This is a genomic window from Paenibacillus sp. BSR1-1 (assembly GCF_030403775.1).
In the GTDB taxonomy this organism is placed as follows: domain Bacteria; phylum Bacillota; class Bacilli; order Bacillales; family Cytobacillaceae; genus Neobacillus.
In genome coordinates, this window is sequence record NZ_JAQMWQ010000001.1 from 316503 (window position 1) to 339609 (window position 23107).

At 37.9% G+C, this 23107-nt stretch carries 23 protein-coding genes; 5 read left to right on the forward strand and 18 right to left on the reverse strand.

All coding sequences use genetic code 11. The features are described 5' to 3' along the window. Nucleotides 1-795: 795 nt before the first annotated feature. A complete protein-coding gene (locus PH210_RS01535) occupies nucleotides 796-1872 on the reverse strand; it encodes a CAP domain-containing protein (RefSeq protein WP_289982964.1) in 1077 nt (358 codons plus the stop codon). Between the two features lie 184 nt (nucleotides 1873-2056). Continuing rightward, on the reverse strand, nucleotides 2057-2491 hold the full coding sequence (locus PH210_RS01540) for a CBS domain-containing protein (protein WP_289982405.1): 435 nt from the start codon (nucleotides 2489-2491) through the stop codon (nucleotides 2057-2059). 187 nt (nucleotides 2492-2678) lie between these two features. On the opposite strand from PH210_RS01540, the gene PH210_RS01545 reads away from it, so the two are divergent. Next, nucleotides 2679-3038: a YugN family protein gene (locus tag PH210_RS01545; protein ID WP_289982407.1), complete on the forward strand. Its 360-nt coding sequence runs from the start codon at nucleotides 2679-2681 to the stop codon at nucleotides 3036-3038. Nucleotides 3039-3210: 172 nt separating this feature from the next. Here PH210_RS01545 and PH210_RS01550 read toward each other — a convergent pair whose 3' ends face one another. The 8 genes from PH210_RS01550 to cyoE form a co-directional block, all read right to left on the reverse strand. Next, the gene (locus PH210_RS01550) at nucleotides 3211-3675 is read right to left on the reverse strand and encodes a DUF420 domain-containing protein (RefSeq protein WP_289982409.1); all 465 of its coding nucleotides are present in this window, start codon (nucleotides 3673-3675) and stop codon (nucleotides 3211-3213) included. 60 nt (nucleotides 3676-3735) lie between these two features. Then, nucleotides 3736-3891 carry a hypothetical protein gene (locus PH210_RS01555; RefSeq protein ID WP_289982411.1) on the reverse strand — a complete coding sequence of 52 codons (156 nt, stop codon included), beginning with the start codon at nucleotides 3889-3891 and terminating at the stop codon, nucleotides 3736-3738. A 127-nt stretch (nucleotides 3892-4018) separates the two neighbouring features. Next, a complete protein-coding gene (gene ctaG, locus PH210_RS01560; RefSeq protein ID WP_289982414.1) occupies nucleotides 4019-4924 on the reverse strand; it encodes a cytochrome c oxidase assembly factor CtaG in 906 nt (301 codons plus the stop codon). A gap of 133 nt (nucleotides 4925-5057) precedes the next feature. Beyond that, complete coding sequence (ctaF, locus tag PH210_RS01565) at nucleotides 5058-5393, reverse strand: cytochrome c oxidase subunit IVB (RefSeq protein WP_289982415.1); 336 nt, start codon at nucleotides 5391-5393, stop codon at nucleotides 5058-5060. A gap of 4 nt (nucleotides 5394-5397) precedes the next feature. Next, on the reverse strand, nucleotides 5398-6024 hold the full coding sequence (locus PH210_RS01570; protein ID WP_223595948.1) for a cytochrome (ubi)quinol oxidase subunit III: 627 nt from the start codon (nucleotides 6022-6024) through the stop codon (nucleotides 5398-5400). Then, a complete protein-coding gene (gene ctaD, locus PH210_RS01575; protein ID WP_289982416.1) occupies nucleotides 6024-7895 on the reverse strand; it encodes a cytochrome c oxidase subunit I in 1872 nt (623 codons plus the stop codon). The genes PH210_RS01570 and ctaD overlap by 1 nt, the downstream gene beginning before the upstream one ends. Nucleotides 7896-7926: 31 nt before the next feature. Continuing rightward, a complete protein-coding gene (gene coxB / locus PH210_RS01580; protein ID WP_289982418.1) occupies nucleotides 7927-8985 on the reverse strand; it encodes a cytochrome c oxidase subunit II in 1059 nt (352 codons plus the stop codon). Nucleotides 8986-9112: 127 nt separating this feature from the next. Then, a complete protein-coding gene (cyoE, locus tag PH210_RS01585) occupies nucleotides 9113-10051 on the reverse strand; it encodes a heme o synthase (protein ID WP_289982419.1) in 939 nt (312 codons plus the stop codon). A 502-nt stretch (nucleotides 10052-10553) separates the two neighbouring features. On the opposite strand from cyoE, the gene PH210_RS01590 reads away from it, so the two are divergent. Continuing rightward, the gene (locus PH210_RS01590) at nucleotides 10554-11459 is read left to right on the forward strand and encodes a COX15/CtaA family protein (RefSeq protein WP_289982420.1); all 906 of its coding nucleotides are present in this window, start codon (nucleotides 10554-10556) and stop codon (nucleotides 11457-11459) included. Nucleotides 11460-11494: 35 nt separating this feature from the next. On the opposite strand, the gene pyc is transcribed toward PH210_RS01590, so the two are convergent. The 3 genes from pyc to PH210_RS01605 all read right to left on the reverse strand — a co-directional run bounded on the left by pyc (nucleotide 11495) and on the right by PH210_RS01605 (nucleotide 16668). Beyond that, nucleotides 11495-14938: a pyruvate carboxylase gene (gene pyc / locus PH210_RS01595; protein ID WP_289982423.1), complete on the reverse strand. Its 3444-nt coding sequence runs from the start codon at nucleotides 14936-14938 to the stop codon at nucleotides 11495-11497. 66 nt (nucleotides 14939-15004) lie between these two features. Continuing rightward, entirely contained in the window at nucleotides 15005-16213 is a 1209-nt protein-coding gene (locus PH210_RS01600) for an FtsW/RodA/SpoVE family cell cycle protein (RefSeq protein ID WP_289982424.1), read from the reverse strand. 173 nt (nucleotides 16214-16386) lie between these two features. Beyond that, nucleotides 16387-16668, reverse strand: a complete 282-nt coding sequence (locus PH210_RS01605; RefSeq protein ID WP_223596031.1) for an Fpa/YlaN family protein — start codon at nucleotides 16666-16668, stop codon at nucleotides 16387-16389. Nucleotides 16669-16825: 157 nt separating this feature from the next. Between PH210_RS01605 and PH210_RS01610 the strand changes: the two genes are divergently transcribed. Next, the gene (locus PH210_RS01610; protein ID WP_289982426.1) at nucleotides 16826-17323 is read left to right on the forward strand and encodes a peptidyl-prolyl cis-trans isomerase; all 498 of its coding nucleotides are present in this window, start codon (nucleotides 16826-16828) and stop codon (nucleotides 17321-17323) included. 39 nt (nucleotides 17324-17362) lie between these two features. Here the strand turns inward: PH210_RS01610 and PH210_RS01615 are convergent, their stop codons facing one another. After that, nucleotides 17363-18691, reverse strand: a complete 1329-nt coding sequence (locus PH210_RS01615; protein ID WP_223595933.1) for a PhoH family protein — start codon at nucleotides 18689-18691, stop codon at nucleotides 17363-17365. A gap of 160 nt (nucleotides 18692-18851) precedes the next feature. On the opposite strand from PH210_RS01615, the gene PH210_RS01620 reads away from it, so the two are divergent. Then, nucleotides 18852-19442, forward strand: coding sequence for a YhcN/YlaJ family sporulation lipoprotein (locus PH210_RS01620; protein ID WP_289982430.1), 591 nt, complete (start codon nucleotides 18852-18854; stop codon nucleotides 19440-19442). 78 nt (nucleotides 19443-19520) lie between these two features. Here the strand turns inward: PH210_RS01620 and PH210_RS01625 are convergent, their stop codons facing one another. After that, nucleotides 19521-19976, reverse strand: coding sequence for a pyridoxamine 5'-phosphate oxidase family protein (locus tag PH210_RS01625; protein WP_289982432.1), 456 nt, complete (start codon nucleotides 19974-19976; stop codon nucleotides 19521-19523). A 170-nt stretch (nucleotides 19977-20146) separates the two neighbouring features. On the opposite strand from PH210_RS01625, the gene PH210_RS01630 reads away from it, so the two are divergent. Continuing rightward, nucleotides 20147-20347 (forward strand): YlaI family protein, encoded by a 201-nt coding sequence (locus PH210_RS01630; protein ID WP_289982434.1) that lies wholly within the window; start codon nucleotides 20147-20149, stop codon nucleotides 20345-20347. A 193-nt stretch (nucleotides 20348-20540) separates the two neighbouring features. Here the strand turns inward: PH210_RS01630 and PH210_RS01635 are convergent, their stop codons facing one another. The 3 genes from PH210_RS01635 to typA are packed head-to-tail and all read right to left on the reverse strand — an operon-like array spanning nucleotide 20541 to nucleotide 23020. Then, nucleotides 20541-20834, reverse strand: coding sequence for a hypothetical protein (locus PH210_RS01635; protein WP_223595925.1), 294 nt, complete (start codon nucleotides 20832-20834; stop codon nucleotides 20541-20543). A 15-nt stretch (nucleotides 20835-20849) separates the two neighbouring features. After that, nucleotides 20850-21164: a YlaH-like family protein gene (locus tag PH210_RS01640; protein WP_289982438.1), complete on the reverse strand. Its 315-nt coding sequence runs from the start codon at nucleotides 21162-21164 to the stop codon at nucleotides 20850-20852. 17 nt (nucleotides 21165-21181) lie between these two features. Next, nucleotides 21182-23020, reverse strand: coding sequence for a translational GTPase TypA (gene typA / locus PH210_RS01645; protein WP_289982439.1), 1839 nt, complete (start codon nucleotides 23018-23020; stop codon nucleotides 21182-21184). Nucleotides 23021-23107 lie beyond the last annotated feature (87 nt).

Consider the following 23107-nt stretch of genomic DNA (forward strand, 5'->3'; position numbering starts at 1 on the left):
TGACAACCGATCGTGACCTTTGGCTATTGAAAAAACTTTCGATAGCCTTTTTTCATTTGTTTCTTTAATGATACACCGCGTAAATAGTTATGGTGTAATAGGTTCTTAAACTTGTCAGTTGGTTTGCGCTCCAGGCGCTTCGCTTTCCGCGGGCGTGCCGGCGAGCCTCCTCGTCGCTTCGCTCCTGCGGGGTCTCCCCTGCCCCGTACTCCCGCAGGAGTCTTCGCGCCTTCCGCTCCAATCAACTGAGTGTTTATAAATAAAAGCCTTCATTTTACCTATTTAAATAATAAACTTTGTAAAACTTAGTTGTTGATTTCTTCCCGTTTTTCATACTTCCGCATTATGGAAGGACTTTCTCTCGTTTTCATGATGGGATCGGGTATTAAAAACCCTTTTATAAACCGTTCTCCTGTTTTAAGGATCGACTTTGTCAATCATTCTCAAATCCAAGAGGCAATCACCACTTTTCATTGCCAAAAAATAAAAAAGATTGCAACGAATTTATCCATGTTAGAAAAATGTGTTGCAATACCATGCTTAATCCACGCCTGTTGATTGGAGAGGAGGGCACTCAACTCCTGCGGGATATAGAGGTCACTGGAGACCCCGCAGGCGCCAAAGCGCCGAGTAGGCTCCAGGACCTCCCCGCGGAAAGCGAGTGCCCGGAACGGAAATCAACAGGCCTGTTAGCAGGGCATAAAAATTTGGTTATTTAAAAATAAAAAATTGCCGAGAAAATTACCCTTTCTCGACAATCTGAGGTGACAAGTGATTGTCACTTTTTTTGGTATTTTATTGTTCAGCCTTTTGAATAAAGTTTTGGGTATAGTATTTCTTATAAACACCTACTCCAAGATGTGTGTAGTCTTTATTTAATAATGAATCACGATGTCCCTTACTATTCAGCCAGCCTTCCACGACTGCAGGTCCATCTGTATAATTAGCAGCAATGTTTTCTCCAGCCGATTGGTAGGCAACTTTTGCTGTTTTAAGCCGATTTGAAAGGTCGCCGAATTTCTTGGATGTATGGGAAAAATCATTGTTATCCGACATATCCTTACTATGCCCAAAAGCCACCTCTGCGGTGGGAGTATCCCATTTTAAAGGCTTTAATTTGTGTCTAATGCGCAATACATTGGTAAGATCAAAGATCTCTTGTTCATTTGCGCGTTCGATCTCTTTCCACTTGGTTTCATCAGGGGGGGGAGGTTCGATTAATTGCCCGCTGTATACAAGTTCATAAGGACGCTGCTTAATCAGCGTGTCCGCATTTAGAAATCTTACACTTGAGAGATTTCCTGTAAATTTATCAATATATAATTGCACATAGACATTCCCTAGCTGAACAATGGGTCTAAGATTTAAATCTGTATCATTCAATTCAAAACGGTATGAATTTCCATTTAATTCGATATTAATATTTGTATCAATAAATTGTGTATTAAATATTTCCTCTACTGGCTGGCCAATCTCAAAAGGAGCGACATCCAGATTTTCACCTATGGCATAGATGGTCACAACTTGCTGATTTTCTACACCTATTTGTAAATACCGTTTATAATCCTGGTTATAAATATACCATTGATAGCCATATAGTGTTTCATCAATTCGAGCTGGTTTCCCTAATTCATTTTCAAGGGAAGTAATATCCTTGCCAATTAATAATGCTAATCCTTGTTTAGGCATTTCAGAAGCGGTTTTATTACTTGGCTTAGTATCAGGATTTTCTTGTAACCCCGATTGTTTCATTTCAGAAGTATGATCTTCTTTTATCAGAACCTTATCTTTAGGTTTATCATTAATACTGGCATAGAATCCAATTGTTAAGAACACTGCTGACAGTACTAAAATCCTTAACAATGCTTTCAGAGGCTTTCACCCTCTCTATTACTTTTTCTATCATTATATGTATTGATAAAATAATTATATCATCAATAACATGTTAAGTAATAGTTATTATCAAAAATGTCTGATAAATAAACCTTTAAATAAATAAAACAGGTACTTTTGTACCTGTTTTATCATCGATTTTCTATTTTTGAAAATAATATTTTTAATGCTGTACCCCGTTATAGTTTTGCTCAGAAATTTGAGTTAGGGCTTCCTTCGCTTGATCATCTGTTAATGCATGAATAGCAAAATCCCCTAGTGAAACAATTCCGACTAGTTTTCCATCCTCAACCACTGGAAGCCGGCGTATTTGATTCTCCGCCATTAACTTAGCCGCATCATTGCTGGAGGTGTCCGGGGATACAGTGATAAGCTTATCGCTCATGATATCTTCCACTTTTGTTGAACCCGGGTGCTTTTCTGCTACTCCCCGAATTACAATATCCCGATCTGTTATCATTCCGACAAGTTTATCTTGATCTACAATTGGGATGGCACCAACATTAAGTTCTTTCATTTTTACCGCAACTTCAAAGATGTTATCTAATAAGGTACAGCATTCAATTTCATCTGTCATAATATCACGGATTGTTTCCATTTTCTCGCCCCCATGTTATTTTGCTCGGAACATAATCTAGGTTGTCCAATAGAGAATGATTTATTCGTTGAATGTATCCATTGCATGTTATCGCATTTTCCTCTATTATTAAAAATGAATTAAACTTGCTATAATACCAATACTGAATCTATAGGGGCATGGCATTGTTTTTTAGGAGGGATTAATTGTGAGATTTGAGAACATTGGAATTGAAAAACTTAAAGCTGAAATTAACCGTTTGGATGAAGTAATGCATAATCACGGTTTAATTCGTGCTGGTCAATGGGACTACGACCGTGTTACATATGACCGCAAGTTTGAAATGAAGGAAGGCGTCTTTTACCTTCGTGTTCAAGGCTATGCGGTTGAAGGTGATGTCGATACTTTTAAAGCAACAATTCAATTAATGACACCACTATTAGGAAAGCATTATTATCCTCATGGGGTAGAATATGGCGAGGGTGAAAACTTCCCAGCTTCTCTTGTTAGCCAGTGCAAAAAAATTCTTGATGAAGTAAAGAATGAAGTTAGTAAATTTGCTGAGTAAAAAAGACAAGACGCGTGAACATAATCACGCGTCTTTCTTTATTTAAGGCTCTTTTCGTAACTATGTTGCTTATGGGACTTATTAAAGATTACGAAAAGATGCCAAGAAGCATTTAATTTACGGGTTAATGAACTTATACGAGAAACCACAATCGTTGCGAAAATATGCCTTTTTAAAACCCAAGAATTGCTTTTATCATGGAAGTGGTTTCTCCACCACGGTAAAATACGTAAAGTAACAAGTAAACTGCTACACCCGTAATCGAAGTAAAGAACCAAACAATACTTGTAATGGGGCCTAGCCTGCGATGAAGAACAAGATTATTTTTATAACCTGATATTAAAGAAATTACACCTAATACTGCACCAATGGTGGCTAATGTGATATGAAATACTAAAAAAACGGTATAATATATTTTAATATTATCTGGTCCGCCAAATGAAGTATTTCCTATAAAAATCGTTCTAGAAGCATAAATAATAAAGAAAATTAGGGCAAACAAGCTTGCCATGAACATTGTCTTTTTGTGTGCCTCTATTTTTTTTTGCTTTATTTGCCACCAGCCGATAGCAACCGTAATCCCGCTTAAAACAATAAAAGTTGTACTTATTGTTGGTAAAATCGGTAAGGAATTCATTAATAAGTCCTCTCTTCTTACATTTTTCTATAATAATAGTAGTGTATTTTCCCCTTGTTTTCAATCTAAATCCATTATTGACCCATGTTTATGGGGCTGTGTTAAACCGGCCTGTTGATTTTCTCCAGGCGGCTTCGCTATCCGCGGGCGTCCCGGCAGCCTCCTCGGCGCTAAAGCGCCTGCAGGCTTCCCCTGTCCCGTAATCCCGCAGGACATTGAATTTCATCCTCGAATCCGCCCATGCACGTAGGAAATGCGATAGCATTTTCGATGAGTCTCGCGCAAATTAACAAAGTTCCATAACACAGCCTACCATAAAAAAATCTCCCAAGCGTTTGGGAGATTATTTAATCAGCGATGGATTTAACGATTGCTTCAATTCCCTGTCAGATTCAGCTTGGTCTTTTCGATACCATTCAAAGAAAACATGTCCAAGCATTAAACCATAAATAATTTCTTGGATGACTTTCATTAGTACACCGCCAAGCTGCTGATCATGAATTAATGACATTGAACTAAACAGCTCAGGGCCGCTTAAATTTAAACTGTCAAAGTTGGCGGTCCCAACACATAAGCTCATGACCTGTCCCCAAACATGCGGATCAGAATAAGTGGCATAGATAGGTGTATCAGCAAAAATAATAAGCGCACATGCAGGGGTTAATAGAATACCATCCGCAAATATATAGCCGACCTTCTTCAAACCGCTTAAGGTTTGATGATCTGGCATTTGGTTTATTAATGGCCACCACATAAAAATGGCAACAACAAACAAAAGGATAGAATAACCCGCATGCAGCCAAATATTCTGCATCACGTGATCAAAAATAATCGGAACATGGTAAAACGAAAAGAGTCCATTAAATAAAATTAAAGCAATTAGGGGCTTTGTAAAAATCTTAAACAAAGAGTTGATTACACTAACACTAAAAAGCTTTTTCCAAACCCATGTAGGTATTCCATAGATAAAAATAGGCGGAACGATTAATACTAGGGCAGCCATTTGAATCATGTGCACCCAAAACATAAGGTGGGCAAGTAAATCAATAGGAGATCCCTTGATGGCGTAGAGAAGAACCATCGATGCAAAAAATAATAAACCTTGTTTCTTTGTTAAAGGTTCACTTCCAGGAAATAAACTCCTAAATTTAGTAGTCAGGATAAAATATCCCGCCGTTAAAAAAGCCAATATTACTAAAAAATAAGGGCTCCAAAGTGCTTTAAAACCAAATATGTCTAAAGAAAGCACCGCAAATCACCTCAGTATAAATTAAAAATAGCACAGCTCTATTATACCCTTGGGCTAATCGAGAAGCAAAGCAATGAAATTTTCCAGTTTTAAAAAAGAAAATCGGCTAAAGCCGATTTTCTTTTTTGTTTATTTACCACCAAATAATCGTTGAAAAAGCTAATATAGCTATCGCTCCAACTAAAACACCAGAATAAAGGAAAAGCGATGGAGCTTCATGGCCTTTATGGCTCATATGCATGAAATAGTAAAGCTGAAAAATCACTTGAACAACAGCTAAAAGGATAATAAATGGAACTGTAAACCAAGAAGTAAATCCTTTAATAGCTACAGCCGCAAATGCAATTAAAGTCAAGAAGATCATTAGCGCAAATGAAACTACTTGATATCTCATCTCTTCCGCATTTTTTCGGCGTCGATATTCAATGTCAACTCGTGGATTACCAGAATTTAATTGTGGATTTGCCATCTTTTTATCCCACCATTCCCATTAAATATACTACGGTAAAGATAAAGACCCAAACAACGTCGATAAAGTGCCAGTATAAACTAAATACATAGAACTTTGGTGCATTGTAAAGGTTTAAACCGCGTTTTGCATTGCGCAGCATGAGGGTTATACACCATAACAAACCAAATGCTACGTGTCCTCCGTGAAAGCCAACTAATGTATAGAAGGCAGATCCAAACGCACTGCTTGTGAATTTATGGCCTTCATGAACATAATGGCTAAACTCATAAACCTCTAGGCCTAGGAATCCGGCACCTAATAAAGCCGTAATTCCAAGCCAAACCATCATTTTGCTAAAAGCAAAGTTCTTCATGTGATACATTGCGTAAACACTTGTTAATGAACTTGTTAATAAAAGCATAGTGGCCACAAATGTTAGCGGCAATTCAAATAAATCTTTTGCTAAAGGCATGTTAGTATTCGGTACTTTATCCTTCAATGCAAGATAAGTTGCAAAGAGTGAGGCAAAAAGAACTGTCTCTCCACCTAAGAAGAACCAAAAACCTAAAAATTTATTTTTTGCTTCAAGGGTTGATTTTTCCGGCGCAGCAGGCCATGTTTCATAAGTAAATTTTTCTTCAGCGTGCATTATGCCTTAACCCCCTTATCATCATCGTCCATAAGCTCTTCTTTGTGAATATGGAAACCATGGTCATCTTTGACTGAACGCGTGAACATTGCACCGAAAGTAATAAGTAAGCCTAAAATCATTACTGGCAATGCCCAAGATACCTTATCAACATGATACATTGCACCAAATGCGGCAATGAATAATCCTAAAGACATAATAAACGGTAAAAATGATGAATTAGGCATATGGATATCACCAAGCGGTTCAGCAGGTGTCATACCCTTTTTACCTTCCATTTTTTCAATCCAGTATGCATCTAAGCCACGAACAAGTGGCAGCTGCTTAAAGTTATAGAATGGCGGAGGTGATGGAATCGCCCATTCCAATGTTCTTCCGTCTCCCCATGGATCATTTCCAACTTTAACATTTTTAACTGAAGTCACGATGATATTGATTAACATAACAATGACACCAACAGACATAAATGCTGCTCCAAATGAGCTAACCGCGTTGGCTGTCTCAAAACCTTGACCTGGAAGGTATGTGAATACACGGCGCGGCATACCCCATAGGCCTAAGAAGTGCTGGATAAAGAATGTCATATGGAATCCAATGAAGAAAGTCCAGAAGGTGATTTTACCTAATGTTTCATTCAACATTGTACCGAACATTTTTGGCCAATACAGGTGTGTACCAGCCAGTAATGCAAACACTACACCACCGACAATAACGTAGTGGAAGTGGGCGACAACAAAATAAGTATCATGATATTGATAGTCTGCTGCTGCAGCTGCAAGCATTACTCCTGTTACCCCACCAGCCACAAATGTTGGAATAAAGGCAAATGCGTAGTGCATTGGAGTCGTGAATTTCACACTGCCTCCCCACATCGTAAACAGCCAGTTAAAAATCTTAATACCAGTCGGTACACCAATTGCCATTGTTGCTACAGCGAAGATGGCATTGGCAACTGGTCCTAAACCTGTTGTGAACATATGGTGTGCCCATACCATGAAGCCTAAGAAACCGATTAACACGGTTGCAAACACCATTGAGGAATAACCGAATAATCGCTTTCTTGAAAACATCGAGAAGATTTCCGAGAAAATACCGAACGCTGGAAGTATTAAGATATAAACTTCAGGATGTCCGAAAATCCAGAAAAGATGTTCCCAAATAATTGTGTTACCGCCCATTGCAGCTTCAAAGAAATGAGCTCCAAACATACGGTCAAACATCATTAACACAAGGCCAACTGTTAATGGCGGGAAAGCAAATAAAATTAATGCTGAGGTTACAAATGTTGACCATGTGAACAAAGGCATCCTCATATACGTCATACCAGGTGCACGCATATTGATGATTGTAACAAGGAAGTTAATACCACCCATCAGCGTCCCAAAACCTGATATCTGCAATCCTAAAATATAGAAGTCAACACCATGTCCCTTTGAGGCAATGGCAAGTGATGCATATGAAGTCCATCCTGCATCAGGTGCGCCGCCTAAAAACCATGAAAGGTTTAGGAACACTCCTCCAAAGAAGAATAACCAAAAGCTCACAGCATTCACAAATGGAAACGCTACGTCACGTGCTCCTATTTGCAATGGCATTACCGCATTCATAAAGGCAAAAATCAGCGGCATTGCTGCAAGGAAAATCATAGTAGTTCCGTGCATAGTTATAATTTCATTGAATAATCCTGCACTTACAAAATCATTATTAGGCACTGCAAGCTGGATGCGGATAAATACTGCCTCAAGTCCGCCAACTAAGAAGAATAATCCACCTGCAATAAGATATAGGATGGCAATTTTTTTATGGTCAACTGTTGTTAAAAAATCCCATAAAGTTGCGCCAAAACCCTTTTTTTGAGCATAGGTACTCACAATTTTACCTCCCTTTCAACCAATTCCCCTTTTATTCCTGAACCTTTAATCCCATTAAATAATCTGCTAATGCATCAATTTGATCGTCGGACAGGTTACCATATTTACCAGTCATCAAGTTACCTGGCTTATACGTTTCAGGATTTTTAATCCACTTTTTCACATTTTCTTTATTATGTTCCAGAATACCTGCTACGCGAGAACGGTCACCAAAATTGGATAGGTTAGGTGCGATTCGTGCAGTATCAGGCATTTTGTTAGCAGGTGTAACGGCGTGACAGCCGATACAGCTCTTATTAAAAATTTGTTGTCCTTCTGAAGCTGCTGCAGTTGACGCTTTTAACGGTTCTTTTACATCTTGCATTGCCGTTACCCAAGCATCGAACTTATCCTTGCTAATTGCTTTTACTTTAAAGTCCATCAAAGCATGGGATGGACCGCAAAGCTCCGCACATTTACCATAGAAAAGGTTGCCTGCATCGTTTGCTTTTTTATCATCAAACTCAAGCCAGAATCTATTGACGTTTTCAGTATTGACATCCATCTTACCGCCAACAGCTGGAATCCAAAATGCGTGTTTAACATCTGCTGACTTTAAGTTGAAATATACTTTTTCATTAGTAGGAACAACAAGTTCATTACTTGTTACAATTTTCTGTCCTGGGTATTCAAAATCCCACCAGTATAAATGGGCACGGACGTTAACCACGAGTGCCTTAGAATTCTTCTTGTCCATCGGTGATACATCTGCAAGCTTAAATGTTGCTGCCACAGTTGGAACAGCGAGAACTAAAAGTAAAAGAATCGGAATAACTGTCCAAATAATTTCTAATTTATGGCTGCCTTCAACTTGTTTTGGAATTGTATCGTCTTTTCTTCTAAAACGGATAAACACCAAAACGAAAATAACCATTACTACAATGATTACCCCAACCATTATCAATGTACTAAGCTTCATTAAATCATATTGCGTGTCTGCAACTTCACCGGCAGGATTCAACGTAGAAAGGTACGGTTCACCACATCCGGAGAGTACAAGCGCTAAAATCGCAAATAACGATATAAAACGCCACTTTGCAAGCCTTTTCATAGCTTAATCAAACCCCTCTTTCGCTTATAAATTCTTAAGTTTTTTTTGACCAAAGAAGTATGTAGGATGATTCTTCCCTATTTAATAAAAAGTACTATTGTTAACAGGAAAGAATCGTTTAGCAAAACTAAATTAATGTAACTAAAACCATCGCTACAAAAATAATAGTTAAGTATTGCAATGAATAAACAAACATTAGTTTTGCCCACTTTATGTCATCTTTGATCCTATATCCATAAATCCCTAACACCAGCCATCCAATATTTAATATGGTAGCGAGAATTAGAAATGGGATTCCTAACTTAGTTAGAAAAATTGGGATTGGCAACAGAAGCGCCACCCAGATTAAAATATGAATTTTTGTGGTTTTAAATCCTTTAACCACAGGAAGCATTGGAATTCCGGCTGCCCTGTACTCCTCAACCCTTCTCATTGCAAGAGCATAAAAGTGAGGAGGCTGCCAAACAAACATAAGCACAAATAGGGCCCATGCCATCGGATCAAGATTTCCATCTACTGCAGCCCAGCCAATTAATGGCGGAACTGCTCCTGAAATACTCCCGATTATTGTGTTCGATACCAATTGGCGTTTTGACCACAGTGTATAGAGGCAAACATAACTAAAAACTCCAAGCAGTCCAATTACTGTTGCAGTCCAGGTAGTAAAGAATAAAAACAGTGTTCCCAGTCCAATAAGTAAAATACCCAAACCAAGAACTTTTACCGGAAGTACCTTCCCTGTTACTGTAGGTCTAGCCTTTGTTCTATCCATCAAATGATCAATATCCCGATCCACGTAATTATTAATTGCACATGAACCAGCAATAATGAGTGAGGAACCTGCTACTGTATAAAATACAATATCAAGGTTATTTAAAAAGCTTTGGCCTGAAAAATGCAGTGCGAGCCATAAACCCGAAAAAGTGGTAATAAGATTAGAATTCACAATTCCAATTTTTATTAGTGCCATAAAATCTTTCCAAACAGAAGTTTTTTCTATATCAGCATGAAGGCTTGAAGTACCATTCTCAAGGGTGGCATCTCCATAAGCCTTTGGGTTGGACATATTTTTTCCTCCTAATCCTTAATAACCAATATTCACTAACAGAAGTGTATCAAGACTACTTTTATTTTTTCTATTCCCATAAATTTCCATGCTTTTAACAACACTTTCTCTGTATATTAAATCACACTTTGCGATATTTTTGTGAACTTTTTTTGAATAATTTTTGACTAATTTGTGTCAATGACTATTCACTGCTTATTATACTGCATTTTTTAAAATCTAGTTAAAAAAATATGTATTTTCCAATCCTCCATAATAGTTCTAACAGACTCCAAATAGAGATTCAACGTTTTTCACTATAATAATAGTGTAAAATAAAAATTATTTATTAGGATATTTTGACTAAAAAATTTACCTTAAAAATCTTGACTGAAATTCTGTTCTTTTTCCTGTTTATTCGTTATGATGGGATAGGTACTTTTAATCTTTCTACTTTTTTCATTCATTATACTGTCAAGGAAATTCTTTGACAAATGATTGAACTTTTTAAGAGGTGAATTTTTTGCAACGCTCTTTGAAGTGGTTGGCTGTAGCCACTACAATCGTAATGATCTTTATATTAATTGGAGGGGCTTTAGTTACAAAAACTGGTTCTGGAATGGGATGCGGCCATACTTGGCCTTTATGTCATGGGAAGTTTCTACCCTTAGAAGTATCTCCCAAATTAATCATTGAACTCGCCCATAGGCTTGTCTCAGGTGTAGGTGGAATCATGGTGTTAGTTCTATCCATTTGGTCCTGGAAGGAAATTGGTCATATAAGGGAAACAAAATTTCTTTCTTTACTTTCCTTCTTTTTTTTACTTCTGCAGGGCTTAATTGGCGCTGCCGCTGTGAAATGGGGCCAATCTGATTTTGTGCTTGCTTTGCATTTTGGGATTTCCCTCATTTCGTTCGCATCTGTGTTTTTGTTAACCTTGCTTATTTTTGAGGTTGATAAAAAATTTGAAGCAGAAAAACTGGTTATCGATAAGCGAATGAGATTCCATATTGTAGCCGTATCTATTTATAGTTATTTGGTCATTTATTCCGGAGCTCTTGTGCGCCATACAAAATCAAGCCTTGTTTGCCGGGATTGGCCATTGTGCCTGAATGACGCGCCTGCCCTTCCGAGTAATATGTACGAATGGGTGCAAATGGGACATAGGGCTGCGGCAGGAATCATTTTTATCTGGATTGCCTACATTACTCTTTTAGCCGTTCGCCATTATAAGAACCAAAAAGTTCTATATTGGGGCTGGATTATTGCCTTCATCCTTGTCTGCTTACAAGTGATTGCAGGAGCTTTGATTATTTTTACCAGCTTAAATCTATATATCGCTCTGCTGCATGCCTTCTTTATAACATGCCTGTTTGGTGTTTTAAGTTACTTTATCCTTTTATATTCGAGGACAAAAAGGAATCACTAAAAAGAGCTGCCGAAATCTTTTCGGCAGCTCTTTTTTTAATCCTTATTTAATTCAAGCAATAAATCCCCCGTCTGAATAGCATCTCCATTTACTACATAAATGTCCTTAATTATCCCTGTAAATGGTGCTTGAACGGTAGTTTCCATTTTCATCGCTTCCGTAATCATTAAATGATCTCCGCGTTCTACCCTTTCCCCTTTCTCTACCAGTACCTTTATTACTGTTCCTGGCATCGAGGCCGAAAGATGGAGTTCATTTTTTGGATCAGCTTTTAACCTGGATAATACCGTCGCTTTAATACTTTCATCTTTAATAACCACTTCACGAGACTGTCCATTTAATTCAAAATACACAATTCTTGTTCCATCAGCTTGGGCCTGACCTATGGAGACAAGCTTTACAATCAGTGTTTTTCCTGTTTCGATCTCTACTTCTATTTCTTCACCCAATCGCATTCCATATAAAAATGTTGGGGTGTCGAGTACTGAAATATCTCCGAATTGTTCAACCGTCTTGATATATTCCAGGAATACCTTTGGATACAGTGCATAGGAGATAATTTCAAAGGTAGTAACCTGTCTGCCGAGTTCTTGATATAACTCTTTCTTTAGCTGTTCAAAATCAATGGATTCTAGCAGCTCTCCCGGTCTTACCTCCAATGGTTTTTTTCCTTTTAAAATCACTTTTTGCAGTTCTTCAGGAAAACCTCCATGAGGCTGTCCAAGATATCCTTCAAATAATTCAATCACAGAATCAGGAAAATCAAGTGACTGTCCCTTTTGTAACACATCCTCCTCTGACAGCTCATTTTGCACCATAAATAATGCCATATCGCCGACTACCTTTGAGGAAGGGGTAACCTTAACAATGTCTCCAAACATCTTATTTACACGGGAATACATATCTTTAACTTCATCCCACTGTTCTCCCAGCCCGACTGCTTTAGCCTGCTGCTGAAGATTACTGTATTGTCCCCCAGGCATCTCATGCTGATAAACCTCGGAATGAGGTGATAAAATGCCACTTTCAAAATCCTGATAATACTTGCGGACATCCTCCCAGTAATAGGATAACTTTTCAAGTGAAGCGATATTAACGGCCGGTTTCCTGTTTGATCCTTCAAGAGCGTAATGTAAAGAATTAGCACTTGGCTGGGAGGTTAAGCCCGCCATTGTACTTAGAGCCGTATCCACGATATCTACACCACCATCTATGGCACGTGCATAAGTGAAAATTCCATTTCCACTGGTATCATGTGTGTGGAGATGGATTGGAATATCAACCGCTTCTTTTAATTCGGATACTAGCCTATAGGCTGCTTCCGGCTTCAATAAGCCTGCCATATCCTTTATTCCTAAAATATGAGCCCCTTGTTTCTCAAGTTCTTTAGCCAATGATTTATAATAGGCCATATTATATTTGGTTCTTGTTGGGTCTAAAATATCACCGGTGTAACAAATGGATGCCTCTGCAATTTTTCCTGTTTGTCTAACGGCATCTATGGCCGTCTCCATTCCTTTAACCCAGTTTAAGCTGTCGAAAATTCGAAACACATCAATTCCGGCAGAGGCCGATTGCTGAACAAACTCTTTAATTAGATTGTCAGGGTAGTTTTTATATCCGACGGCATTCGCACCCCGTATCAACATCTGAAACAAAACATTTGGAATTTTTTCACGTAATGTTAATAAACGATTCCAAGGATCCTCTTTTAAGAAACGATAGGCCACATCAAATGTGGCACCACCCCACATTTCAAAAGAAAATAACTCTGGTAAAAGTTTTGCTGCAGGTTCGGCAATGTGAACAATATCTGTTGTCCTCATACGAGTCGCTAATAAGGACTGATGAGCGTCCCTGAATGTCGTATCAGTTAATAAAACTTGCTTTTGACTTTTAACCCAATCAATCAGTCCCTCAGCACCATATTTATCTAATATTTGCTTTGTTCCCTCTTGGTATGGCAGGTCATATGGTAAAGCTGGAATTCTTGGCTTTGAAAATACAGGTCTTTTCTTTTTTTCAATGCCAGGAAAGCCATTTACGGTAACTGTTCCAATATAGCTAAGCATCTTGGTTCCACGGTCTTTCCGTACAGGGAACATAAACAGCTCAGGGGTCGTGTCAATAAAAGACGTATCATATTCTCCATTTCTAAACTTCTCATGTTTAACTACATTTTCTAAAAAAGGAATATTTGTTTTAATTCCTCTTATTCTAAATTCCTGTAAATTTCGAACCATTTTGGAAGCAGCTTGTTCAAAAGATAATGCCCATGTTGAGAGCTTAACAAGCAAAGAATCATAATATGGTGTAATCACCGCACCTTGAAAACCATTTCCAGCATCAAGCCTTACGCCAAATCCTCCGCCAGAGCGATAAGCCATGATTCTTCCTGTATCTGGCATAAAATTATTAAGGGGATCTTCTGTGGTAACACGTGACTGAATGGCGAACCCATTCAGCTGGATTTTATCCTGCTCAGGAATCCCAATAATCGGACCATGAAGGTCATGGCCCTCAGAAACTAAAACCTGCGTTTGTACGATATCAATTCCTGTTACCATTTCCGTTACGGTATGTTCAACTTGTACCCGCGGGTTTACCTCGATAAAATAAAAGTCATTTCCAGCGACAAGAAATTCAACAGTACCAGCATTTAGGTAGGATACATTTTTCATTAATTTTACTGCTGCATCGCATATCCTGCCCCGCAATTCATTAGAAATAGAGACACTTGGAGCAACCTCGACTACTTTTTGGTGCCGCCTTTGTACAGAGCAATCCCTGTCAAACAGATGGACTATATTCCCCTTCTTGTCACCGATGATTTGCACTTCAATATGCTTTGGCTTTTCAATAAGCTTTTCCACATACACTTCGTCATTCCCAAATGCCGCTTTAGCTTCAGACTTCGCACGGTTAAATGCTTCCTTAACCTCTTCACGGCTTCTGACGATTCTCATCCCACGGCCCCCACCGCCCAGTGAAGCTTTAATAATGATCGGGTATCCATGCGCCTCTGTAAAATCCTCTACTTCGGCTAGATTATTTACAGGACCATCACTTCCAGGAATAACGGGAATATCCGCTAACTCAGCCTGCTGTCTTGCTTTTACCTTATCTCCAAACATATCAAGGTGTTTCGAGGTCGGACCAATAAAAATTATCCCTTCTTCTTCACATCGTTTGGCAAAATGAATATTTTCAGACAAAAATCCATATCCCGGATGTATGGCATTGGCTCCGCTTTTTTTAGCAATAGCAATAATTCCATTAATATCCAAATAGGCGTCAATTGGTTTTTTGCCTTCCCCAACTAAATAAGCTTCATCTGCCTTATAACGATGATAGGCTCCAGAATCTTCCTTGGAATAAATCGCAACAGTCCGAATATTCAGTTCTGTGCAGGCGCGAAAAACCCTAATCGCTATTTCTCCCCTGTTGGCAACCAACACTTTATTGATTTGTCTTGTCACTAGTAGCACCTCAAATTCTATGTATTTTCAAAAACGCGAGGATCTTAAAAGGCCCCCGCGTTTTGATTAAAGATAAAAAACATTTCCATCACGAATCTGTTGTTTTTTTTCAGTATGTTCCTGATTGTTTTTATATTTTTTTTCATATTTGACAAACATCGAAACATTAACAAGAATTCCAGTTGCAGCAGCAAGCATTAAAAGGGATGAACCTCCATAGCTAATATATGGCAGCGGTACACCAGTTAGTGGAATAATTCCCGATACACCAGCTAAATTGATAAAGCTTTGGATTCCAATCATACTTGATATCCCAATTGCAAGCAGACTTCCAAATGGGTCTTTACACTGTACACCAATATAAATTCCTCTTAATACAACATAAGCCAATAAAAGAATGACGAAGCCCACACCCCAAATCCCTAGTTCTTCTGCAATAATAGCCATAATAAAGTCTGTATGTGATTCAGGTAAGTAGCCAAGTTTTTGAATACTTTTTCCTAAACCAAGTCCATTAACCCCTCCAGAGCCAATGGCTATGTATGAGTTTACCAAATGAAAACCAGCATCCTCGGCATCATCAAAGGGATTTTTTAGAACGTGAAAACGGCTCATTTGCTCCGCAGAAAATAACTTTCCAGTTGCCCATAAGACTATAATTACCGGGATAAGAATGATTAGTGCCGATATTACTAATTTAGCAATACTTTTTGGATTCATCCCAGAGGATAAAATGATAGTAGCTGCAATAAGGGCAATGATAAATGCCGTACCAAAGTCTGGCTGAATAATAATAAGAAAACATACTACAAACAGATATACCAAGGGAGGCAGGACACCCTTATTAAATTGATTAATATAGTCTTGTTTTTTTGCATAAACAGATGCTAAATAAATAATCACTGCCAGCTTTACAAACTCAGCGGGTTGGAATAAAAAAGTCCCTATTTGGTACCAGCTCTGCGCATTATTCTTTGTTTGTCCAAAAACAAATAAACCAAGCAAGGTGATAATTGATGCAAATACCATTGGGACCTGAAACCATTTAGTAAACTGCATCATTTTATATGGAATGATAGCTGAAATAATAAAGATCAAAGTAAAACCTAGCAAAAATATTTTTTGTCTTTGATAGAAAAAATCGCTGGCTACTTCATATCTTTGGACAGCATAAGCCATACTGGCACTATAAATCATTACCAGACCAAAACCACATAATAGGATTATGGCAATTATTAATGTATAATCATAGGATTTTAATATTTTTTTAACCATTTTTTATTTCCTCATTTTCAAAATTAATTTACAAGTATTATTATAATGGATTCTGCTGTTCATTACTTGAGGAAATGTTACCGTTAAGATATTCATTCAATAGGGAATATTCTGAATAAGTTAATTAACAAAAAACCCAAACAATTCCATTCCATTGTTTGAGTTAATGAAGTTTATTTTCTTAAAGATGCATCATGCAAGGCGGATAATTCTCTTTCTAATTTATCTAATATCGCCTTTCCATCTTTACCATCTATTAAGCCTAATCGAACAGCAAAGTCTATTTCTCTTGAAAGGCCAAACATTTGCGTATCCAACACCTCTTCATAAAGAGGACATTGAGGAGCCGTGAGATTGTCCATTTGCACTTTGATAAGCTTTAAAATTTTTTCAGCGTCAGCCTGCAATAAAGCAAAGGCTTTTTCCTGGTGATTCACGATCATTTCAGACGCCAACATTCATCCCCCCATTTCAGAGCGATTATTCAACTTATCTATAAATTTTACCTTTTACTATCAAAAATTGCAAGAACAATAAGGTTTACTGCATAGATTATGACATTCCTTTTAAAAAAAGCTATACTTATTATTGTGAACTTTAGGGGGTAAAACAATGGAAAATATTATGATGATTACAGGAAAAGTGAAATATACGATAACTCTTGATCCAGGTGTCTGGATTTTCGACGACCGCCGCGTTGATTTAACCACGTATTTTTCGAAGGAAAAAGAGAATGTAAATGCAATGGAGGAGTATACAAAGGCTGTCTCAAAGCATTGGGATCGTGAGATTACTGAAGGAGCAATCTATCCGCCCACTTTAAAGACAGAGAAGAACTTTGAAAAAGTAAAAGTTATGAATGGCACCTTTGGAATTCCTTTTAAGCCATTTTTGAAAAATGCGGAACCAACCGATGATGCTAGTACTCTTGTCGTGCAATGTTCCAACAAGGATTATGAGTTTCCCCTGGATGAGGCCTATGAGTTAATACTGGGCTTTTCTAATAATGGTAAACCATTATCCCTTGATGGTCCTGTTCATGTTTATATGGGAAATGGTTCTAATCAGGAAAAACCTATTAAAAATGTAACAGGGTTCAAGCTTAAATAATAAGACGGGTGCCTAATGGCGCCCGTTTTATTATTTAAATTATAGTAAATCCGCGGCAAGCCTTGCCAAACCGGACCTTTCCCCTTTTAATAGTTTCACATGGCCTGAAATGACTTGGTCTTTGAACCGTTCCACGACATACGTCAGACCATTGTTATAGGCATCAAGATATGGATGATCAATTTGTTCCGGGTCACCCATTAATACAATTTTACTGCCCTCTCCTACACGAGTTAAAATCGTTTTAACTTCATGTTTTGTTAGGTTCTGCGCTTCGTCGATGATAATAAACTGTTTTGGTAAACTTCTGCCGCGAATATATGTTAACGCCTCAACCTCAATAGAGCCCATTCCAGCTAAAATAGCATCTAATTCACCTGGTTTTTTGGTATTAAATAGATATTCTAAATTGTCGTAGATAGGCTGCATCCACGGACGCAGCTTTTCCTGTTTTTCTCCCGGTAAAAAGCCCAAATCCTTTCCAACAGGTACGATTGGCCTCGCGACCAAGAGCTTTTTATATTCCCGAAAGTCCTCTGTCTGCATCAATCCAGCGGCAAGGGCTAGCAGGGTTTTCCCTGTTCCTGCTTTACCAATTAAGGTGACTAGTGGTACATCCTTCCGCAGCAATAATTCAATTGCCATCGTTTGCTGGACATTCCTTGGATGAATTCCCCATACATGTTCTTGATTTAACACCAATTTCTTCACTTTTTTACTCGTTTTATCTACCATCCCTATTGCTGAAGCCGAACTGCCATTGGAATCTTTCATAATGAGAAACTGATTTGGATAAAAAGGATGATTCGCGATTTCTGAAAGAATTAATTCTCCTTTTTCATAAAAGCGGCCTAATAACTCAATTGGTATAAATACCTCATAAAAACCCGTATATATATGATCGATTTCCACAACACGGTCATTTAAAAAATCCTCTGCATCTAAGCCAATTGCATCAGCTTTTACTCTGACAAGTGCATCTTTACTGACAAGAATTACCGGTTTTCCATTTTCCTTTGTTTGCTCTTCTAAGTATAAATTTTTCGCTACCGCAAGTATGCGGTTGTCATTAGTTTTTTCGATAAAAATGTCTTGAAGCTCATGAAAGGTGCGATGATTTAACTCGATTCTGATTGACCCCCCATTTTCGAGTGGAATCTTTTCATGAAGCTTGCCTGAGGCCCGAAGACCATCAATTAATCTTGATACATGTCTTGCATTTCTCCCGACTTCATCCATGTACCTCTTCTTTGAGTCCACTTCTTCGAGAACAACTGCCGGAATAACAACTTCATTGTCTTCAAAGGAGAAAATGGAATACGGGTCTTGCAGCAAGACATTTGTATCTAACACGTATATTTTGCTCAAAGCGACGCCTCCGCTTCACTTGGTGTAAGGCTTGTTAAATATGGATTAAACAAACCTTTTGCTAGATTGGACTTTGGTAAAATATATGTTTATTGGAATAAAGATAGAAGACGTTCCGCACAATAAATGTTAACAATACTTTCTTGAAGGTGGGGTTAAAATGAAGTATTTCTTGATGTCATTTACTATCTGTTTACTTCTTAGCGGCTGTAATACAGATAATAATAAAGAAATTTCTAAAAATGGAAATCAGTCGTTAGTGAATGTTAAAAACAGTTATATTGAAAATGTTGATCGCAAAACTGGGCAGCAAATATCCAAGCGGTTAGTCAAATTGGCAACCAGTATTCCAAATGTTAATGATGCTACAGCCGTGGTTTTGGGTAAATATGCGATTGTCGGAATTGACGTTAATGCAAAAATTGATCGTTCACAGGTAGGTTCCATTAAATATTCTGTAGCTGAGAGCTTAAGAAAGGACCCATATGGGGCAAATGCAGTTGTCGTGGCTGACGCTGATACAACCCAGCGTTTAAAAGAAATACAAGCAGATATAAATAAAGGAAGACCTGTTCGAGGTATTATGGAGGAGCTGGCAGATGTTGCAGGCCGCTTAATGCCAGAGATACCAGGAGACATAATTACACCAAGTCCGAAAAACGCTACTGAAAAACCGGACAAAAAGCTGCCATCAGACGAAGAAAAAAAGCTTAATAAGGAACAGGAAGACCAATCGAATCATTATAAATAAGGCTCTTTCCGTAAACCTTTGCTGCTTTTAGAAGTTTTTAAGGGACATTTACGAAGTTTAAAAAAAGCTTAGGATTTCCTAAGCTTTTTTCATTGCTTCCATAACCTGTCGGTCTAATTTTTCTGCTGCATTTTTATCATATGTTTTATCGTATTGTACTTCTGATACAATTTTTGAACCGTAAAACATTACATCTCTAACTTCTTTAATAGTTATCTTCACCAAAGCCAATTTTAACGGAACTTCAGGAAGTCTTTCTTCTTTAATGAATGCTTCTCCCTGAATTGAATATGTAGATTCGTTAGCAATTAAATTTATGACGGCTTTGTTATTTTTTTTAATATTCTCAAGAATTCTCGAACGGTTATCGACTGCAAAGTAAAGCGTACTTTCATCTTTCGCTAGTACCCAGGAAATTGCACTAACATTTGGGCCTCCAGTTTCATGATCAATTGTGGCTAATGTAACGAATCTTTCCTTTTGCAGTTCATCATATAAAGGCTTTATCAACCTTTCTTCTACCTGATTTGCCATTTTTACAACCCCTTTATTATTTCCAAATATCTATTTTAAAACAGACATTCTCATATTACTACTATCCCTTTTTTTTAACAACTTAAACACTTATTTTACGTAACGCCCATTGAACTGGTATAGTATAATAAAATTATTCCATTTTGATAAATCAATTAAGAGGTGCTTTAATGAGAGTGAAATGTGTAATATGCGATAAAATTGAAGCGATTGAAGATGAGTCATTAGCAGCAAAGCGGCTCCGAAATCGCCCTATCCATACATATATGTGTAAAAGCTGCAGCGATAGAATTGCTGAGAAAACAAATGCCAGAATAGACACGGGTAATTTTAAGTTTTATCGGGCAAAATCGGAGAAGGATGATTGGTAAAAGAAAAGCGGAAGCGCCTTGATCAGGGAAAAAAGCAGTTCATTTTTTCCTAGGGGCGACAAGCATAAGACGGGCCGGCGGGAAGGTTGCTTTTTAACCTTCTCGACGATTGGCTTATGACCCGAGCCCCTAGGCGCTGTAGCTGGACAAAGAAAAAAGAAGGCATATCCCTTTACGGAATATGCCTTCTTTTTTATTCTTCTATTGGGTAATTCTCATACTTTTCTGGCTCTTGATTAATTTGATTGAGCATTACTTCAATCAATTCACGCGGATACCGCGTTTTTTTATTTTCCCCATTTTGTTGATAAGACAAATAATACATCATATCGTCGGTAGTGATTTCTATATTCGATACATGATGCTGCGAGGATAAAATATCATCAAAAAGATCAAGCGTTTCTTGAGCGGCTGTATCATCGGGACGAGCATCACAGACTATCTTAATCGTAAGCCAATTATAAAGTGCATCTTGTAAGGAATTCATTTTCCTGTTCCCCCGTTATTTTGCTTCCGTATGCTGCTTCTTTGATTGGTGTAAGCGGATTTTATAAATTATTAAGATCAAAGCCGCAACAACAAGACCCTCGGCAACAGGCAAAAAGATTCCCAAAAAAGTAAGAAGTGTACACCCTACAAATAAAAAGATGTAAATGATAATTGATTTTCCAATCGGCAGCTTTTTGGCAAAACCTAGTTTATAAACAACAATTGATAATGCCACAATTGTTAAATATAAAAGCCACATACCGACTTTGGGTTGTTCGCTTACCTTATAGAGTGCAGCAAAGAATGAGAGCCGTTCTGCAACATCCACGACAAAAACCTCCTAAATTAACTCATTTCAGCGTATTTCTTCTTTTTCGCCATTTTTTCACGTTCGTTTTTATCAAGAATCTTCTTTCGAAGACGGATTGATTCAGGAGTTACTTCGCAATATTCGTCATCATTTAAATACTCTAATGATTCCTCTAATGTCATGATTCGTGGTTTCTTAATGACAGATGTTTGGTCTTTATTAGCAGAACGAACATTTGTTGCTTGTTTCATCTTCGTAATATTGACAGTTAAGTCATTTTCACGAGTGTGCTCTCCAACAATCATGCCTTCGTAAATTTCTGTTCCTGGTTCAACGAAAATCGTGCCACGGTCTTCAACTTGCATGATACCATAGGTAGAAGCTTTTCCAGATTCCATGGAAACAAGTACACCTTGGTGTCTGCCTCCAACATTTCCTTGTACCATCGGCTGATAGCTATCGAAAGTATGATTAATAATTCCATAACCGCGAGTCATTGTTAAGAACTCTGTAGTATAGCCAATTAAGCCGCGTGCAGGAACATTAAAGATCAAACGAACCTGACCGGTTCCGTTGTTAATCATATCAAGCATTTCACCTTTACGGGCACCAATAGATTCCATCACAGCACCTGTATGCTCTTCTGGAACATCGATTTGAACTCTTTCAATCGGTTCACAACGAACGCCATCAATTTCTTTTACGATAACTTCCGGCTTTGAAACTTGAAGTTCATAGCCTTCACGACGCATATTTTCAATCAAAATAGATAAATGCAGCTCTCCACGGCCAGATACAATCCAAGCATCAGGTGAGTCGGTATTTTCAACACGCAAGCTGACATCTGTTTGTAATTGAGCACGAAGTCTTTCCTCAATTTTTCTCGAGGTTAAATACTTACCTTCTCTTCCAGCAAATGGACTATTATTAACGACAAAAGTCATTTGAAGGGTTGGTTCATCGATTCTTAAAATCGGCAATGCTTCTTGATGCTCAATAGGACAAACCGTTTCACCAACATTAATATCTTCCATACCGGAAACAGCAATTAAATCTCCAGCTTTTGCTTCTTGAACTTCTTCGCGTTTTAAACCAAAGAAACCAAAAATTTTGGTAACACGGAATTGTTTTACAGATCCGTCTAATTTCATCAATGCAACTTGCTGTCCAACCTTCATTGTTCCACGGAAAACGCGGCCGATTCCGATTCTTCCGACATAATCATTATAATCAAGAAGTGCTACCTGGAATTGAAGCGGCTCTTCACGGTTATCAATCGGTGCAGGAATATGATCAACAATGGCATCATACAAGGATTGCATATTTTCGTCTTGCTTTTCTGGGTCAGTGCTGGCTGTACCATTTATAGCTGATGCATAGATAACTGGGAATTCAAGTTGGTCCTCTGAAGCATCAAGCTCGATAAATAAATCAATCACTTCATCGATTACTTCGGCAGGACGCGCAAAATCACGGTCAATTTTATTGACCACAACAATTGGTGTTAAGTTTTGTTCTAATGCTTTCTTTAGAACAAAACGAGTTTGCGGCATACATCCTTCGTAAGCGTCAACCACGAGCAATACCCCATCAACCATTTTCATAATACGCTCTACTTCTCCTCCGAAGTCAGCGTGTCCAGGTGTATCTAAAATATTGATTCGAGTATCTTTATACTGAATCGCTGTATTTTTCGCAAGGATAGTAATTCCGCGTTCTCTTTCCAAATCATTTGAGTCCATCGCACGCTCTTCCACGTGTTCGTTAGAACGGAATGTACCTGATTGTTTTAACAATTGGTCAACCAACGTTGTTTTTCCATGGTCAACGTGGGCGATTATCGCTATATTACGAATATCTTCTCTAATTTTCAAAAATTTTCCACTCCTGCCTTTATTCTATAAAAAATAAAACTATTTATAGTTTCCCATATACAACTAAAACATTATACCATAATTAAA

Coding starts and splice junctions, on each gene's coding strand:
- PH210_RS01540 (WP_289982405.1), bottom strand. CDS start 2,491: ATGGAAACAATCCGTGATATTATGACAGATGAAATTGAATGCTGTACC.
- PH210_RS01550 (WP_289982409.1), bottom strand. CDS start 3,675: ATGAATTCCTTACCGATTTTACCAACAATAAGTACAACTTTTATTGTT.
- PH210_RS01555 (WP_289982411.1), bottom strand. CDS start 3,891: ATGTCCTGCGGGATTACGGGACAGGGGAAGCCTGCAGGCGCTTTAGCG.
- ctaF (WP_289982415.1), bottom strand. CDS start 5,393: ATGGCAAATCCACAATTAAATTCTGGTAATCCACGAGTTGACATTGAA.
- PH210_RS01570 (WP_223595948.1), bottom strand. CDS start 6,024: ATGCACGCTGAAGAAAAATTTACTTATGAAACATGGCCTGCTGCGCCG.
- coxB (WP_289982418.1), bottom strand. CDS start 8,985: ATGAAAAGGCTTGCAAAGTGGCGTTTTATATCGTTATTTGCGATTTTA.
- cyoE (WP_289982419.1), bottom strand. CDS start 10,051: ATGTCCAACCCAAAGGCTTATGGAGATGCCACCCTTGAGAATGGTACT.
- PH210_RS01600 (WP_289982424.1), bottom strand. CDS start 16,213: ATGGTTAAAAAAATATTAAAATCCTATGATTATACATTAATAATTGCC.
- PH210_RS01610 (WP_289982426.1), top strand. CDS start 16,826: ATGGAAAATATTATGATGATTACAGGAAAAGTGAAATATACGATAACT.
- PH210_RS01620 (WP_289982430.1), top strand. CDS start 18,852: ATGAAGTATTTCTTGATGTCATTTACTATCTGTTTACTTCTTAGCGGC.
- PH210_RS01625 (WP_289982432.1), bottom strand. CDS start 19,976: ATGGCAAATCAGGTAGAAGAAAGGTTGATAAAGCCTTTATATGATGAA.
- PH210_RS01630 (WP_289982434.1), top strand. CDS start 20,147: ATGAGAGTGAAATGTGTAATATGCGATAAAATTGAAGCGATTGAAGAT.
- PH210_RS01635 (WP_223595925.1), bottom strand. CDS start 20,834: ATGAATTCCTTACAAGATGCACTTTATAATTGGCTTACGATTAAGATA.